The 17,254-nt window shown below is 70.7% G+C and carries 9 protein-coding genes; all 9 read right to left on the reverse strand.

The genetic code is table 11. The annotated features are described in order from the left end of the window. Positions 1-113: 113 nt before the first annotated feature. Genes NDR87_RS19950 through NDR87_RS19990 form a run of 9 tightly spaced genes read right to left on the reverse strand, consistent with a single transcriptional unit; the run spans position 114 to position 17,185 of the window. A complete protein-coding gene (locus NDR87_RS19950; protein WP_251914353.1) occupies positions 114-1,844 on the reverse strand; it encodes an ABC transporter ATP-binding protein in 1,731 nt (576 codons plus the stop codon). Continuing rightward, on the reverse strand, positions 1,841-3,640 hold the full coding sequence (locus NDR87_RS19955) for an ABC transporter ATP-binding protein (RefSeq protein WP_251914352.1): 1,800 nt from the start codon (positions 3,638-3,640) through the stop codon (positions 1,841-1,843). The genes NDR87_RS19950 and NDR87_RS19955 overlap by 4 nt, the downstream gene beginning before the upstream one ends. Continuing rightward, positions 3,637-7,971: an amino acid adenylation domain-containing protein gene (locus NDR87_RS19960; protein ID WP_251914351.1), complete on the reverse strand. Its 4,335-nt coding sequence runs from the start codon at positions 7,969-7,971 to the stop codon at positions 3,637-3,639. The genes NDR87_RS19955 and NDR87_RS19960 overlap by 4 nt, the downstream gene beginning before the upstream one ends. After that, the gene (locus NDR87_RS19965) at positions 7,968-9,635 is read right to left on the reverse strand and encodes a condensation domain-containing protein (RefSeq protein ID WP_251914350.1); all 1,668 of its coding nucleotides are present in this window, start codon (positions 9,633-9,635) and stop codon (positions 7,968-7,970) included. The genes NDR87_RS19960 and NDR87_RS19965 overlap by 4 nt, the downstream gene beginning before the upstream one ends. A gap of 11 nt (positions 9,636-9,646) precedes the next feature. Further along, positions 9,647-10,654 carry an ABC transporter substrate-binding protein gene (locus tag NDR87_RS19970; protein ID WP_251914349.1) on the reverse strand — a complete coding sequence of 336 codons (1,008 nt, stop codon included), beginning with the start codon at positions 10,652-10,654 and terminating at the stop codon, positions 9,647-9,649. Between the two features lie 60 nt (positions 10,655-10,714). Continuing rightward, positions 10,715-11,797: an AMP-binding protein gene (locus tag NDR87_RS19975; RefSeq protein WP_251914348.1), complete on the reverse strand. Its 1,083-nt coding sequence runs from the start codon at positions 11,795-11,797 to the stop codon at positions 10,715-10,717. Next, positions 11,794-14,901, reverse strand: coding sequence for an amino acid adenylation domain-containing protein (locus tag NDR87_RS19980; RefSeq protein ID WP_251914346.1), 3,108 nt, complete (start codon positions 14,899-14,901; stop codon positions 11,794-11,796). The genes NDR87_RS19975 and NDR87_RS19980 overlap by 4 nt, the downstream gene beginning before the upstream one ends. A gap of 1 nt (position 14,902) precedes the next feature. Continuing rightward, complete coding sequence (locus NDR87_RS19985; RefSeq protein WP_251914344.1) at positions 14,903-15,844, reverse strand: methionyl-tRNA formyltransferase; 942 nt, start codon at positions 15,842-15,844, stop codon at positions 14,903-14,905. Positions 15,845-15,886: 42 nt separating this feature from the next. Then, positions 15,887-17,185 (reverse strand): SidA/IucD/PvdA family monooxygenase, encoded by a 1,299-nt coding sequence (locus NDR87_RS19990; RefSeq protein WP_251914343.1) that lies wholly within the window; start codon positions 17,183-17,185, stop codon positions 15,887-15,889. Positions 17,186-17,254: the final 69 nt, after the last annotated feature.

Raw genomic sequence — 17,254 nt, forward strand, 5'->3', positions numbered from 1 at the left:
AAATCCAGCCTATTACTCACAAAGGCTAGGCTTGCCTAACCTTTGAGAATAGTAACGCAGCGGCCGCCGCGGAATACACAACTGTGGTATGGCTAACCTAACAAGATCAGCCGTTATGTGTCGGCCAAATGCCACCCGCTCGCACGGGAGCGTTCCTTCCAGAATTCGGCGTAGCGGCCGCCGCGATCGAGAAGTCCGGCGTGCGTACCGCGTTCGGCGATTCGGCCGCCCTCGACGAACAGGATCTGATCGGCGTGCTGGATGGTGGCCAGCCGATGCGCCACGACCACAACGGTCTTGCCGCGGGTGAGTTCGTGGATACCGCGGACCACGACGGCCTCGCTGTGCGGATCCAGCGCACTGGTCGCCTCGTCCAGCAGCACGATCGGGGCGTCCTTGAGCAGGGCCCGCGCGATCGAGACCCGCTGGCGCTCACCGCCGGACAGCGCGGCGCCGCCCTCGCCGACGAGCGAGTCCCAGCCGTCGGGCAGGCGCTCGACGATCTCGTCGACGCGGGCGGTCTCGGCGGCGCGGCGGACCTGCTCGTCGGTCGCGTCGGGGCGACCGATGCGGATGTTCTCCGCGATGGTCCGGTTGAACAGGTACACGTCCTGAAAGACCGGGGAGACCTGGCGCAGCAGCGTTTCCGACGGCTGCGCGCGGACGTCGTGCCCGCCGACGGTGATCGACCCGGCATCGACATCGTAGAAGCGCGCCGCCAGCCGCAGCAGCGTCGTCTTGCCGCCGCCGGAGGGGCCGACGATCGCCGTCGTGGTGCCGCCGGGCACCGTGAAGGACACCCCGGCAATGGTCTTCTCCCCGTCGCGATAACCGAATTCGACCTCGGTGAACTCGATGGCGGGCGCGCCCGGCTCGACCGCCGCGGTCGCTTCGGGCAGACCGCGGACGGCGAGGAATTCGAGGATGCGATCGGCGGCGTCGGCCGCACTGCGCAGGGCATTGCTGAGCTGGGCCGCGCGATTGATCGGTTCGATGAACCGGGAGCTCACCGCGATCAACGCGATGGCGGCGGGCACCGACAGCCCGCCCTCGGTGCCGCGCGCCACCACCACCGAGACCAGGAGCAGGAAGACGGCCTGCACCAGCAGCGCGAAGACCATCAGCCCCGGCACACTCGCGAAGATCAGCCCGGTAGCGGCCCGCTGCTGCCCGCGCAACGCCTGCGACAGCTTGCGGTTCCCCTCGCCCACCGCGCCGAAGGCCCGCAGCACCGGCTGGGCCTGGGCGAATTCGATCACCCGGGCATTGGCCTCGGCGGCGGCCTCGTGCAGTTCGCGATTGGAGCGCGAATAGCTGTTGTTCGCCCACCGGCTCACCAGCAGCAGCACCGGCAGGGAGAGCACCATGGTCAGCGCGACCCGCCAGTCGACGAAGGCCACCCCGGCCGCGACGCCGATCGGCACCAGCACCGCGGTGAGCACCGGGGCCACCAGATAGGAGACGACACCGAGGATTTCCCGCACGCCGCCGACGATGATCCGAGAGACCGATCCGGCGTCGGCGGTGGCGAACCAGCCCAGCGGCAGGGTGCTCAGATGATCGCCGAGGCGGGTCTGCGCGCCGCGCAGCATGCCGACCCCGATGCGCAGGCCGGTCATCGACTGCACATACGACAGCGCCGAGGCCACCGCCACCGCGACCGCCATCCACCCCGCCCACTTCCAGGCGCGACCGGTGTCACCGTCGAACAGCGCGCCCAGCAGCGGAATCAGCAGCAGATACGCCGCGATCTGGCCCAGCGCCTGCGCGCCGATCAGCGCGAAATACCGCGGCACCCGCCCACGCAGTTCGGCCGGGACGAGCGCAAAAACCTTGGTGATCACCGCATCTCCCTCACGGACGCCTCGTTCATCTCCCACAGCCGCTGGTAGAGACCGCCCGCGCGGACCAGGGTGGCGTGGTCGCCGCGCTCGGTCACCACCCCGTCGTCGAGTACCAGGATCTGATCGACGCCGGTGATCGTGTGCAGCCGATGCGCGATCACCAGCACCGTCCGGTCGGCCACCAGCGTCGCGAGCGCGTCCTGCACGGCGGCCTCGGATTCCGGATCGGCGAAGGCGGTCGCCTCGTCGAGCACCAGCACCGGGGTGTCGGCCAGCAGGGTGCGGGCGATCGAAAGCCGCTGCGCCTCACCGCCGGAGAGCACCGCGTCGGCCCCGATCTCGGAGTCGTAGCCGCGGGGCAGCGCCAGGACGCGGTCGTGGATCTGCGCGGCGCGCGCGGCCCGTTCCACGGCCGCGTCGTCGGCGTCCGGGCGGGCCAGGCAGATGTTCTCGCGAATGCTGCCGCGGATCATCCGCACGTCCTGCAGAACGAATCCGACCGTGCGATAGAGCTCCTCGGTGGACAGCTCGCGCAGATCCCGCCCGCCCAGGGTGATCCGCCCGGAGCTCACGTCGTAGAAGCGCGGCAGCAGTCGGGCCAGCGTCGACTTACCCGATCCGCTCGGCCCGACCAGCGCGGTGATGGTGCCGGGCGCGAGTTCGATATCGATATCGCGCAGCACCATGCGGTCCTCGCGATAGCCGAAGCCGACCCGTTCGAAACGCACCGCCACCCCGGCCCGGGGAATCGGAGCGGACGCGATTTCGCTTGTCGGCGCGATCAATTCGGGCGTCTGCTGTAGGTCGTGCAGTCGCAGTGCGGCGGCGGCGCCCTCGCGCAGGGCCTGTCCACCGTAACCGATGCCCAGCAACGCGCTGCCCAGTCCGATGCCGAGCAGCAGGAACGGCAGGATGTCCAGGGGCTCGCTCCAGCCGAGTTCGACGAAGCCGAGCCCGGCCACCACGACCACCAGCATCAGGAACACCGGGGTCAGCAGGATCTCGGCGGCCGACTGCAACCGCGTCATCGGCGTCTTCCAGGCCAGCAGATTCGCCGCCGTCCGGTCCACCGCCTCCTGGAAGACGTTGTGCGCCTTGCGGGCCTGGCCGAACGCGCGCACCACCTGAATGCCGTCGACGAATTCGATCGTGGACTGCTCGATCTCGCGTTCGGAGCCCTCGAACAGCTTCAGCCGCTCGGCATGGGCCGGGCTCATCATGGCGGCCAGCGCCCGGGTGTAGAGGAGCAGGGGCACCAGCAGCACCAGGGTGAGCCGCCAGTCGACGGTGAACAGATAGATCAGCGCGACCGCCTGGACGGTCACCGCGCCGACGAATTCCAGCCGGGCGTGGGCCACCAGATAGTGCAGCGCCTCGATATCGTCCTGCAGTAATTTCTTCACCTCACCGGAGCTGCGCTCGGTGAACCAGCCCAGCGGCACCCGGGTCAGCTTGGCCGCCAGGAGCTGGCGCAGGGTCAGCTGGAAGCGCGCGTCCACCAGGTGGGTCCACACCAGCGCACCGGCCTGCAACAGGCCGCGCAGCACCAGCACCGCGATCGCGGCGAGCACCAGCCGCCACACCCGGCCGGAGTCGATCGGGGTGGCCAGCAGTTCCCGGCACGCCTCGATGATCAGGATGAACGGGACGACGCCGCAGACCGAGGCGAGCACGATCACCAGGCTCGCCAGCGACAGGGTCCCGTTGACCGGGGCCAGGATCTGTTTGCGCGCCGCGGCGTCGGCCTTGCGCTGCCGTTTCACCGCCGCCCGGTCCGGCTCCAGCACCTGAGTCACGAGTTCTTCCCTCCCAATTCCGCTCGCCCCTCGGCGAATCCGGACAGTGCGGTCAACCACCGATCGGTGCGGGTGCGCACCTCGGCCTCGTCGAGGACCGCCGAGTTGACATCGAACTGGGCGACCAGCCGCGGCCGCGAATCCCGCGGCACCACGGCGGTATTGACATCGATCGTGAAGCGCAGCGGCAGCTCTGGATGCGCCGCCACCCCGAATTCGGAGGTGAACTCCGACAGGGGCACCGGCGACCACGGGCCCGCCTCGAGGCGCAGCAGATCGAATCGGCCCAGGTGGTTCAGGCGAATCTGGCCGCGCGCGTGCAGTGTTCGGTCCGTGACCGGCGGGCGGCCCGCGCTGGGGGCCCAGTCCGCGATCGCGGCCGTGGGCACCAGCACCGTCTCCTCCACGGTGAACCAGCCCACCCGACGGGTGTCCGCGTCGCGCTCGGCCCGCCCGTGCGACTCGCGGGTCACCGGGATGCGGCCGTCCGCGTCGGCGGTGTCGGCCACGACGTGCGCGCAGGCCAGCAGCAGCGCGTCCTCCAGCCGCACACCGGATTCCGCGCAGGCGGCGAGCAGCCGCTCGGTGTGGTCGGCTCCGAGTTCGACGCGGCGCGCAATCGCCTTGCCCGCCCGATCGGCGGCCGGGTCGGTGAGCCGCCCGCGAATCGGGCGGCCCAGCGTCGGCGGGCGACCGGAATCAGTGGCGGGTGGTGGTGTGCCGACCGGTGTTTCGTTGAGCGGGGGCTGCCCCTGCTCCAGGCGGCGCAGATCGTCCAGCAGGATCAGCCAGGAGACGACGTCGACAGCCAGATGGTGAATCGACAACAGCAGGCGCGGATTCGGGCCGTCCAGCACGGTCGCGGCGATCATTCGGCCGGATTCGGGGTCCAGGCGTTCGACCGTATCGGCCAGCCAGGCCGCGGCATCGCGGGAGTCGTCGGCGGTGACGAGCAGTTCGCTCGCACTCGACCGCTCGCCCACGATCAGCACCGGCGTCCCGGCGTCGTCGATTCCCAACCGCGATCGCAGCGTCGGATGGGCGGTGGCGAGCGCCTCCAACCGGTCCACGATCTCGCTCGCGGATACCTCCGGCGGCAGCGAAATCGCCTGGGACTGGGCGAGATACCGGTAATCACCGTCGGCGACGATCTCCCGCGCCAGATCGGTCAGCGCGAGCACCGTGCCCGCGGGCACGAGCTCGGCCGCGGGCTCGTCGGCAGCCGCATCCGACTCGGCCAGCAGACGAGCCAGATCCCGCAGATCCGCGGCGGCGAGCACGTCACCGGCCGCCACCCGATACCCCGCGCCGCGCAGCCGCGACACCAGATCGATGACGCCGATGCTGTCGATGCCCAGATCGGTCAGGCTGTCGAGAATTCCGACCCGGCCGCCGCCGACGGCCTCGACCACCGCGAGCAGGGCCCGCTCGGTATCGGTCTCCGGCTCCGCCGCGGTGGTCTCGACCGGACGGGCCAGCAGTGCGGCGGCGGCGTGCACATCGAGTTTGTCGTTGCGGTTCAACGGAATCTCGTCGACCTGCGCGATGCGCGTCGGCACCAGGAACCGCGGCAACCGCCGGGCCAGCTCCGAGCGGATCCACGCCGGCGGGCGATCGGCGACGACCAGCGCGCCCAACCGGGTGCGGCCGTTCTCGGTGAACGCCAGCGCCGCGGCGTGCCGCACGCCGTCGAGTCCGCGCAGCACGACGGTCACCTCGTCGGGCTCCACCCGATAGCCGTTGATCTTGACCTGATCGTCGATGCGACCCTCGTAGGCCACGGTGCCGTCCGCGTTGCGCCGCACCAGATCCCCGGTGCGATAGCGCCGTCCGCCCGGCCCCGCCACGAAGGCTGCGGCCGTGGTCCCGGGCCTGCCCAGATAGCCGAGCGCCAGCTGCGGTCCGGACAGATACAGCTCACCCTGACCGCCCGCCGGAACCGGTCGCAGCCGGTGATCGAGCACCTCGGCGCGCATCTTGTCGAACGGTCGACCGATGGTCGGGGCGGGGTGGTCGTGGACATCGGCCATCAGCGCCTCGACGGTCGTCTCCGTCGGACCGTAGAAGTTGACGACGCGGGTGGTCGGCAGGCCCTGCAGCCGCCGCCAGGTGTCCGGGACGATCGCCTCGCCGCCCAGCGCCAATACCGCCAGCGGGCACCGCTCGACGCCGTCCTGCCGCTGGAATAGACCCGCGGCGATCAGCCGATTCAGCATCGACGGCGAGGTGTCGAAGATATCGATGCCGTATTCGGCGATCGCGGCCACGATCCGCTCGGCATCGGTGCGCACCTCGTCGCCCAGCAGCACCACCGTGTGCCCGCTCAGCAGCGCCGCCGTCGGCTGCCAGGCGGCATCGAAGCCGGTCGACCACCCGTGCCCGATCCGCAGCTGCCGCCCGAGCGCCGCCGAGGTGGGCGCGAAGAACCGCCGCTCGTGATTGGCCCAGTGGTTGAGCAGCGCACCGTGCGATACGGCAACGCCTTTGGGGCGACCGGTGGTGCCGGAGGTGAAGACGACATAGAACGGTGCCTGCGGATTCGGCTGTGCCGCGACATCGGCGGGTTCGGATTCGAGCGGCTGCGCGAACCGCAACCGCCCGTCATCGGCCGGAATCGCATGCACGCAGTCGACACCCTGGGCACGGACCTCGCCGAGGACATCGGCCTGCCCCGCGTCGGCCAGGACGATGCGCGCCCCGGCGGTGGTGAGCATGTAGGCCACCCGATCGGCGGGCGTCGCCGGGTCCACGTGCACACACAGCGCCCCGGCATGACCGATCGCGAAGGGCGCGTGCAGGACTCGCCGGTCACGCGGCAGCAGGACCGCCACGGCGTCACCGGGCCGCACACCGGCCGTCCGCAGTTCCGCGGCCAACGTCCGCACGGCCAGGCCGAATTCCTCGAAACTCTGCCGCCCGATCGCGTCGACGACCGCCGTCCGGTCGGCGGTCCGGGCCGCCGCCTCCAGCAGCACCTGCGGCACCGACCGGGCCGTAATCGCTTCCCGCCCTTGCGGATCCGCCAGTATCGCGGGCTCGTCGTCGAGCAGGATGTCCACCTCGCAGCAGCGCCGCGCCGCGACGATGCGCTGGGCGACCGCGAGCACCCGGCGCGCCATGCGGTCCGGATCGAAGATCGCCACCAGGTCCGGCCGGGTCTCGACGCGGCAGATGAGTTCGCCCTGCTCGACCACCGGCACCACCGCGAGCGGATAGTGGCTCGGCGAATCGACCCGACGCGGCCGCAGGCTGGCCCCGCCGCCCATCGGCATCTCGGCGGTCACGCTTCCGATCGGGGAGTTCTCGAAAACCAGCAGCGTGTCGAACAATTGGCCCGCACCCGCGACCCGGGTGATCTCGGCGATGCCGAGATATTCGTGGGCGCGCAGCTGCGCCACCTCGCGCTGCAGTCGCGCACCCGCGCTGGCCGGATCGCGCTCGTCCACCACCACGCGCACCGGGATCGTGGTGACCAGCGCCCCCACCAGGCGTTCGGCCTCGGGCAGCGACGCGTCCCGGCCGGAGGTGGTCTGTCCGAAGACCACATCGTCGCGGCCGGTGAGGCCGGCAAGAATACGGGCCCAGGCCATTTGGAGCACGGTGTTCAGGGTCAGCCCGCGACCGCGCGCCCAGGACTGCAGCGCGGCCGTCGCCCGCGGGTCCAGCCGCGCCTCGCCCACGACGGGCAGATCGATGTCGGCCGGGGCGGGCGGCCCGATCATCGGCATCGGGGCGAGCCCGGCCAGGGCGGCCGCCCAGGCCCGTCTCGACTCCTCGGTGTTCCGGCTCGCCAGCCACGCCGCGTGCACGCGCAGCGGCGGCGCGGGCGCCAGCGTGTCGCCGTCCCCGCGGTGCAGGGCGATCAGATCGGCGAACAGCAGCGGGATCGACCAGCCGTCGACGACGATATGGTGTGCGGTGCAGATCAATTCGTAAGCGGTCTCGCCCACCCGCGCGGAGACCACCCGAAACAGCGGGCCGCGCTCGAGGTCCAACCGCCGCCGCGCCTCGTCCCAGTACAGTTGCCGCGCGGCTTCGTCCGGATCGGCGGCGGCGCGCAGATCCACCTCGCGCCAGCCGATCTCCCCTGCCGAGGTGATGACGAGCACCGGATGCGGCACGTCCTCGGCCAGCACCGCACCGCCGAGATGCGGGTACCGCTCCAGCAATCGACCGAACGCCCGCCGCAGCGCGGCCAGGTCGGTCAGATTCTCGATGCGCGCGGCGAAGGTCACCAGGTACGGGTCGACACCGCTGGATATCGAGCTCACCGAGTACAGCCCCCGCTGCAGCGGGGACAGCGCGACGACGTCGAGGATTTCGACGCTCACCGGTCGGCGAACTTTCGGCCGAGTGCCGCCAGCGCGGCCGGGTCCAGGCCCGACGCGCTCATCGGGGCCACCTCGGGGGCCGCCGGCTGCGCCGCGGCCGGTTCCGCCGCCGAAAGCTGTTCGGCGAGTTCGTGAATCGCCGGATACTCGAACACCTTCTGCACATCCAGCGCGTAGCCCTGCTCGGCGAGCAGCGTCACCAGCTTCAGCGCGCCGATGCTGTCCCCGCCGAGGGAGAAGAAGGTGTCCGCCCGTCCGACCGGATCGTCCTCGTCGAGTTCGAGGATCTGCCGAATGGCCGCCGCCAGCGCCCGCTCGGCATCGGTGCGCGGTGGGCCGCCGAGGCCGGTCGCGCCGAACTGCTCCGGATCCTCCCGCTCGAACAGGTGCGGCGCCACGGCGTCGGCCTGCTGGGCCAGCGAGAGATCGGGGGCGGCGGCCCAGTTCGCGCAGAGCCGTTGCAGCAGGCTTGCGAATTCCTCGCCCTCGGGACGTCCGGCGAGGGCATCGGAGAAGTCGACGCGCACGGTGGCGGCGTCCTCCCCGCTGATGTCCACCACGATGTCGACGCCGTGCGGCCGGGCCACCCGGCGCGCGAGTTCGCGCACGGTCCGCCCGGCCACCGACAGCACCGGGCGCACGGTGACCAGCGCCTGGAACGGCGCACCGGTGGCGACGGCGGCGGCACCGCGCAGTTCGTGGGTGAGCCGTTCGATCCGAGCGCCCGCATGCGACCGCGCCTCGGCGACCAGTCGCGTGGTGTCGGCGATCAGCTCGCGCGGCGTGCGCTCATCCGCCGGACGGGTGCGCAGCACAAGGTAATTGGCGAAGTTGCCCAGGGCGGCCTCCGCACCGGGGGCGCGGCCCGCAGCGGTGATGCCGATCGCGACCTCCTCCCCCAGCCCGGCCTCCGACAGCGCCCGGGCCAGCACCGCGACGACGACCGGTTCCGCCTCGGCGGCGAGCGCGCCAAGCACATCCGAGGGAATCTGGAAGCTGCGAGGAGCGCTCGGCGCGGATTCGGCCAGCGCGTCGGCGGCGGCCACCGTCGCCCGCTCGGGCAGCTCGGTCAGCTGCCGCAGCCAGTAGGCCAGGTCCGGGTCCGCGGATGCGTCGGCCGCCAGCGCCTTCAGCTGCGCGGCGGCGAAGGTGCGGTACTGCTGCGCCGCGGGAACCGTTTCCCCGCCGTAGGTCGCGAACAGCTCGGCGAGCAGCAGCTCGAGGCTGCGATCGTCGGCGGCGACCGGATGCACGGCGAGCGTGAGCACATCGCGATCGGGCAGGCGGTACAACCGCATTCGCAGCGGCAGCTCGCGCACCAGGTCGAAGCGGTGTCCGGCATCGGCGCGCAGGTCGCCGTCCAGGTCGGCCGTCTCGACCGATTCGAGTACCGAGTCGGGGGCATCCACCGTGCGCTGGTAGGGAATTCGGCGATCGTCGGGATATACCGTCCGCAGGATCTCGTGCCGGGCCAGCACCGCCCCCGCCGCGCGGTCCAGCCGCTCGGCATCGAGGCCGCCGACGATCTCCAGCGCCACGAACAGGTTCACGGCCGGGGTGCGGCGCATCCGTTCCGGCAGCAGGGCGGCCTGCTGGGACAGCGACAGTGGGATGCCGCGGCCACCGCGCGATGCGGAGGCGGTGTCAGCGAGCGAATCGGACATGGCGGTACCTCTCACTTTCCGACGTTCGCCAGCGTCGGCTCGAGCTTGTCGAGCACGTACGGCAGCGACAGCGCGGTCGGCAGATTGATGGCGTTGATCGTGATCATGTCGACGAAGGCGATGCCGCCCTGGCGCACCGACGGCAGCTCCGCATATCCGGGCAGCTGCTTGAACTTCGCATCCAGGCCGGGCGCGGCGGCGCATACCAGCAGGTCGGCGGTCAGGTCGGTCAGGCGCTCCGGCGACAGCGCCAACCGGCCGCCGCTGGGGGCCTGGCGCACCAGCTGTTCCGGCATCGTCATTCCCATCCGGGTGAACAGCCGCGCCGAACCGTCCTTCGGATCGGCCAGCACCATCAGCTGACTCGGCGTGGTCAACATGCAGGTGAGGAAGGTCTTGCCGCGCAGTCCCGGATGCCGCGCGGCCGCGGCGTCGATCTTGCCGTGCACATCGGCGACGACCTTGTCGGCCTCGGCCCGCTTGCGCAAAGCCTTGCCGAGGGTGGCCATCTGGTCCTCCCACGGATCGACCTGCGCGCTGGTCAGCGGCCCGATGGTCGGCGCGAGCTTGGACAGCTTGTCGTACATGGCCTTGTCCATCATGAAACCGGGGGCCACGATGAGATCCGGGTTGAGCGCGGCGATCTGCTCGACCAGATCACCGCCCGCGGTCAGGGCCTTCGACTGCTGCTTCAGCGTGTCGGGCAGCCAGGGCACCGTCACATTGGCCGCGCCGCCGGGCACCAGATAGCCGACGGGCGTAATGCCCAGTGCCACCGCGGCATCCAGCCACTGCGTGCCGATGGTGACCACCCGCTGGGGCGTTCCCTCGATGACGGCCTCGCCCATGGTGTGGGTGATGGTGACCGCGTCGGAGGAGCCGGATTCGGAGCCCCCCGAACCGCAACCCGTCGCGGTCAGTGTGAGCCCCAGTGCCACCGCGACCACACCCAGCCGCAGCAGCGCGGTCCGCACCCGGTCTCCGAGGGGCCGCCTCGCGACCGTTCGATCCGGTTTCATTCCGTCAGCTCCTTGCCCATCGCGGTCCGTCCGAATGCCCGGACCCTCGAGGATCGTAGCTTAGGCTAAGCTAATTATCGTCCGAAGGTGAGGTGCCGCACGCTGCGCTTCGAAGACGAGCCGACCGTCCTCGGTCCAGCGCGCCCGATCGCCGGTCCGCACCAGCCGGGCGCCCGCCGCACCCTCGGGTGGAAAGGGATCGGCGATGAAGTGCCACGAAAACGTCTCGGTGTCTTCGGGTTCCAGCAGTGCGACTCCGCCCGCGTACACGTCGCCGACGACGCCGGGCGGGACCGGTCGCCAGTGTTCGTCCAGGACGAGTACCCGCGCGCCCGGAATCGGCCGGGTGCGTCCGGTGCCGTCGAGTGGACCGCGGGTCACCACGCCGGCGTATTCCGGTACGGCGTAGCCGAAACTCGCGACGGCCACCGGGGACAGCGCACGCAGCCGTTCGGAAAGTTCCGGTGGGCAGGCGGTTCCGGTCACGTCCCAGCGCAGCATGGTGGGAAGTGAAGTGTCCGTGGATATTTCGGCAACCATCGCGGCGTCGGCGACGATATGGGTCACCGCTCGCGTGGCGATCAGCTCGGCGAGAGCGGCCGGGTCCCCGCACTGCGCCGCGGTCGGGACGATCAGGGCCGCGCCGTCGGCGAGCGCGGCCAGCAGCTCCGCCACCGTCGCCACGCTGTCGGCCGCCGTGGCCACGAGCCGGATATCGGCGGATCCGAAGGCGGGATCGGTGGTGCGGCGGCGGCATTCGGAGGCGACCGCGCGCCGGTCGGCGACCGCCGCGGCCAGGACGGCCTCGCGCAACAGCAGGGTGTCGGCGCCATGGCCGCGCGGCCGGACCGCGACCGCGCCGTCGGCCTCAAGGGTCGTCAGCACCCGGACGAGTGCGTCGAGCGGATCGGCGACGGCCGATCTCATCCGCCTCCCCCGCAGCCGGTCGACCCGGGCGAAAAGCTCGCCGTAGTCGAGGGTGCGTTCGTCGTACCGCAGCGCCACCCGGCCCGGCGGCACCATGCGGGCGCGTCGGATCAGGGCCGGTACGCCGAGCACATCCGACGGTTCGACGCCGCTGGCCCATTCGTCCACCAGCCGCCGCCGGATCTCGCTCGGCATTCGGATGAGCACGCGGGTCATCGCTCCACTCCGATCGGTGCGCGGCGGGCGGTGGCGGCCTCCACCAGGGCCGCCAGGCCCGCCACGGTCGGATTGTCGAACAGCACCCGCACGGCGATCTCGACGCCGAATTCCGCGCGGATGCGGGCGAGCAGCCGGGTGGCCAGCAGCGAGTGCCCGCCCAGGTCGAAGAACGAGTCGTCCGCGCCGACCCGGTCCCGGCCGAACAGGTCACCGAATACCTCGGTGAGCCGGATCTCGGTGGCCGTGGCGGGTTCTCGATAGAGCTCGACGCTCGTGCGAACCGGTTCGGGCAGCGTGCGCCGATCGAGTTTGCCGTGCTCGGTGAGCGGGATCTCCTCGATCACCGCGAAGGCGGCGGGGACCATGTACTCCGGCAGGGTCGCCGCCGCATGGGCCCGTACCTCGTCGATATCGACGTCGGCGGCCGCGGGCACGACATACGCGGCCAGCAGGGTTCCGACGGCCCGGTCCGGCACGGCCGTCGCGACGCAGTGCCCGACGCTCGGATGGCTCGCGATCGCCGCCTCCACCTCACCGAGTTCGATGCGGTAGCCCCGGACCTTCACCTGTTCGTCCGCGCGGCCGAGGAATTCCAGCTCCCCGGCGGTGTTACGGCGGGCCAGATCGCCGGTGCGGTACAGCCGCGAACCGGCCGGGGCGCCCTGGGCCGCCGCGAACGGGTCGGCCACGAATCGTTCCGCGGTCGCCCCGGGGCGGTCGAGATAGCCACGGGCCAATTGCGGTCCGCCCAAGTAGATTTCGCCGACCACCCCGGTCGGCACCAGTTGCAGCCGCTCGTCCAGCAGATAGGCGTACACATTGCGGTTCGGTCGTCCGATCGGCACGATCCCGGTGCCCTGCGGACCCTCGACCGCGAGGTGGGTGGCCGAGACGACCGCCTCGGTGGGGCCGTAGTGGTTGCGCAGTTCGGCGTCGAAGACACCGGCGAAGCGGTCGGCGACCTCCCCGTGCAGCGCCTCCCCACCCACCGGCACATAGCGCAGCGCGCGCCACTGCTTCACCTCGGGCAGCAGCAGCAGGGTGCTCAGCGTCGAGGGCACCAGGTGCAGGACCGTGACCCCGCAGCGGGCGATCAGCTCGGTGACGTACGGCAGGTCGGTGAACGCGCCAGGCTTCGGAACCACCAGGCAGGCACCGAGAGTCAGCGTGACGAAGATGTCGAGCAGGGAGGCGTCGAAGCTCACCGACGACGATTGCAGCAGCCGGTCGCGTGCGGTCATCTCCCACTGCGCGCAGAACCCCTGCAGATGGTCGGCGATGGCGGCATGCGAAACCGGCACACCCTTGGGCGTTCCGGTGGATCCGGAGGTGTAGATGACGTAGGCGAGATTGTCCGGCCGCAGCGGCCGCACCCGCTCGGCATCGGCCGGGGCGTGCGCGGGCAGTCCGCTCGCCGCCTGTTCGGCGGCCTCGAATTCGTTGCCTCCCAGCACGATTCGGGGCCGAGCGTCGGCGACGAGGAACTCGATGCGCTCCTCCGGATAGTGCGGGTCGATCGGCAGATAGGCCGCACCGGCCTTCAGCACGGCCAGCACCGCGATCACGAACTCCACCGACGTGGCCAGCCGCAGCCCCACGATGTCCTCGCTGCCGACGCCCTGCCCGATCAGCCAGTGCGCCAGGCGATTGGCCCGGCGGTCCAGGGCGGCGTAGTCGAGTTCGAGGTCACCGCCGTCGCGGGCCGCGATCAGGGCCGTCGCGCCCGGGGTCGCGGCCACCCGGCGCTCGAACAGGTCGACGAGCGTAGTGGGTGCGCTCGAGACCAGTTCGCCGTGCGAGCGTTCCAGCTGTCCGGCGCGGTCGTGCGCGCCGAACAGATCGAGATCGCCGATGTGCCGATCCGGTTCGGCCAGGGCGCTGTCGAGCAGCCGGACATAGTGGCCCAGCAGTTGGTCGACGATATCGTGCTGCAGCAGATCGGCGCGGTACTCGGCCTCCACCCGCGCCGCACCGGGCTCCAGCAGCACGGTGACGGCCAACGGGATGCGCGCGTCGGGGCTGCCGAACTCCAGCCGGTCGGCGGTGAGACCGTCGAGGGTGAAGCGGGGAATACCCTCGCGCACAGCGAATTCCGTGCGCACGAGCTGTTCGAGTCCGTCACGGCCGCCGCCGCGCTCCGGATTGATCGCGCGGACCACCCGATCGATCCCGACGTCGCGGTGGGCGCGGGCGGCGGTGAGGGTCTCGTGCGCCGCGGCGGTGCGGCTGGCGAAGGTGTCACCGGGACGCAGTGTGGCCCGCAGCAGCAGGGTGTTGCCGAAGTAGCCGATGCCCGCGCGGTCACCGGCACTCACGGTGGTGGGCACCGCTACCAGGAAATCCGTTGCGGCGGTGTACCGGTGGATCAGCACATCGTAGGCGGCGAGCAACACCGCGAACGGGGTGACCCCCCGGGCGCGGGCGAATTCCTCGACGCGGGCGATCGCTTCCGCGGGCAGTGCGCGCTGGGCGCGCTCGGCTCGGGGGACGGCGGACAGCGTCCGGCCCGGCAGCTCCAACGGCTGTGGCAATGGACGCAGCGCACCACGCCAGTACTCGGCCCCGTACTCCTCTGCGGCACAGTCGGTTTCGGAATCATCCGGCCGCGCCACCACGGGCGGCAGGCCGCGACCGTTGTATCCGTCACTCACCTCGGCGCAGAACAGCGCCCACGACCGATCGTCCCAGCCGATGGCATGCACCACGATCACGAAGACGAATTCCGCCGCGCCCGTGCGAATCAGCAGGCAGCGCAGCGGAGTCTCCGCGCTCAGGTCGAACGGCCGCGCGGCCGCCCGGCGGATCCGCACCTCGGTCCGCAGCGCCCGGCTCGGCTCGGGCAACTCCGACAGGTCCAGTTCCTGCCACGCCGGTCCCGCATCCGACCGCACGACCTCGTACGGCACCCCGTCGGCATCGGATCCGTAAGTGGCGCGCAGGATCTCGTGCCGGGCGGCCACGGCCTCGACCGACGCACGCAGCCGCCCGGCATCGAGCGCGCCGGTCAGCCGATAGACCGCGCAGGTGTTGAGGGTGATGTCCTGAGCGTCGCGGGTCTGCAGGAACCAGATGCGGCGCTGCCCCGCCGAGAGGCGTCTCATGCTATGCGGGAGCGTCGGTGAGATAGCCGCCGCGGCGGAAGAATTCGGCCGCGTCGCGCTCCTGCCCGTCCGCGGTGCGCACGCGGGTGATCAACAGGCCGTGATTGCCGCCGCGATGCGCGTCCGGGCCGCAGACCACGGCGCCGCCGCCCTCCTGCACGATCACCCGGCCGGGCGTTCCGCCGTAGCGGGCCTCGGACACCGTCGCCTTCAGGACCTCGACCTTCTCGCCCCGATAGTAGGAGAACGCGGGCGGATAGGGGTCCGACAGCGCGCGCACCAGCCGCTCGAGATCGGCTGCCGCCCAATGCCAGTCGAGTTTGCTGTCGCGCTCGGAGCGCTTGTGGAAGTAGGTGCGCTCGGCCTTGTTCTGCGGCCGCCACACGGGATTGCCGGATTCGATCGCGTCCAGCGCCTCCTGCAGCGCACCGGGGATGAGGTCCATACCCGCCAGCACCAGTTCGGTGCCGGTCGCCGTCGGTCCGATGGGCAGCGAGCGCTGCACGAGGATGTCGCCGGTGTCCAGCCCGTCGTCCATCCGGTGAATGGTGAGCCCGAATTCGGATTCGCCGCTGATCAGCGCCCACAGCACCGGTGAGAAGCCGGTGAACTTGGGCAGCAGCGAATCGTGCAGGTTCAGCGTGCCGTGCGGCGGCAGGTTGTACAGCTCGGGCGGCATCCAGGTGTACCAGCTGTTCACCACGATGAGGTCGGGCTCGGCCCGCTTGACCAGATCGATGGTCTCGGCGTCGGCCCGCTCGGTCAGATGCACCGGAATACCGTGCTCCCGAGCGAGTTCCGCGACCGAATCGGACCAGATCCCCTTGTAGGAGTCGGAGCTGTCGGGATGGGTGACCGACAGCACCACCTGATGACCGGAATCGATCAGAGCCTGCAGGGTCCTGCGGCCCCAGGTCTGGTAACCGAACGACACGATACGCATGAACCGAACCTCATCATTCTCGAGAACTAAGGCTAGCCTAGCCTACTGTTTGCCGAGCATGGGTACGGGGCGGTGTGCGGCATGCACCCGCGCCCCCGCGGCGGCCGACCCGCCGCCCAGCACCCGGTCCGAAAGTTCGCCCAGGCAGCTGAGATTCGGGAAACCCGGGCCCTGCGCCACACCCGCCAGATTCGGCAGGTACAGCTTGGCCCCCAGCCCACCGACCGCCAGATCGTGACCGATCGCGGCCTCGAGCCGCTCCTGGGTGATCGGCCCGCCCACGGCCAGCTCGACCAGATCCACCGCATCGGTGTCGAACAGGTCGAGGAACCACAGCGGCTGCCCGCCGGTGGCATCGATCACCAGATCGAAGGCGTGCACCTGATCCGGGCGCAGCGCATTGCGCAGCGTGAGCGCCACCCCGTCGCCCTGTTCGACCACCCGCACCACCCGGCCCTGCAGATGGTGAACTCGGTTGTCCCCCAGCACGTTTTCCTGCACCCGCACCGAGAACACGCCGCGATCGGTGCGGCGGATGACGTCGCGGCGCTCCTGCAGGCTCAGCGCGCGCCATTTGGCCGGATCGCTGTACAGCGCGTTCTCGAAATAGCTTTCACCGCGGGTGTAGATGGTGGCCGCGGGTGAGATCACCGAAACCGTCAGCACGTCGTGGCGCACGAGTTCGTCCACGGCCGAACCGGCGGTCTCACCGCCGCCGATCACCGCCGCCCGCGAGGACGGGGGCAGCCGCCGCTTGCCCGCCAGATCCCAGAAATCGGCAATGCTCAACACCTTCGGATGTCCGGCCAGGGCCCGGCGGCTGTCGCCCGGCCCGGTGATCATCAGGCCGTCGGCCGCGATATCGCGCTCGGCCCCCGCGGCGTCGGCGACCGACACCAGCCAGCCCGCCGCGGCCGCGCGCACCCGCCGCACGGTGCCGATCACCAGTTCGACCTCGGCCTTGCGCGCGACCCACTGCAGATATTTGGCCCACACGTGGTGATGTGGATTCGGCCGACCGCGGTCGATCCACTCGGCATAGGTGCCGTGCTCGATGAGGAAGGAGGTCCATGCGAACGCCGTCATGGCGCGATCTATGTCACGGTTGCGACCGCGCGCCCAGGTGGAGTGATACGGAAAACCGACATCCTTCTCCGGGCTGGTTCCGAGCCGGTGCTGACCGTCGGTCCAGCCGCCGCTCGGCAGCCAATTACCGCCCACCGCATGCGATTCCACCACCACGACCCGCGGCGACGGCAGGCCCAGCTCCCGCAGCACCCGCGCCTTCGCCGCGACGGCCATGGCCTTCGGACCCGCACCGACCACGAGAAGCGTTTCCACTGGTTCTCCGTTCTGCATACTCGGCGACCGAGTAAGCGTCTCCTATCTTTGCATAGGCTTACCTTATAT

It is taken from the genome of Nocardia sp. CDC159, assembly GCF_023740735.1.
GTDB lineage: Bacteria > Actinomycetota > Actinomycetes > Mycobacteriales > Mycobacteriaceae > Nocardia > Nocardia pulmonis.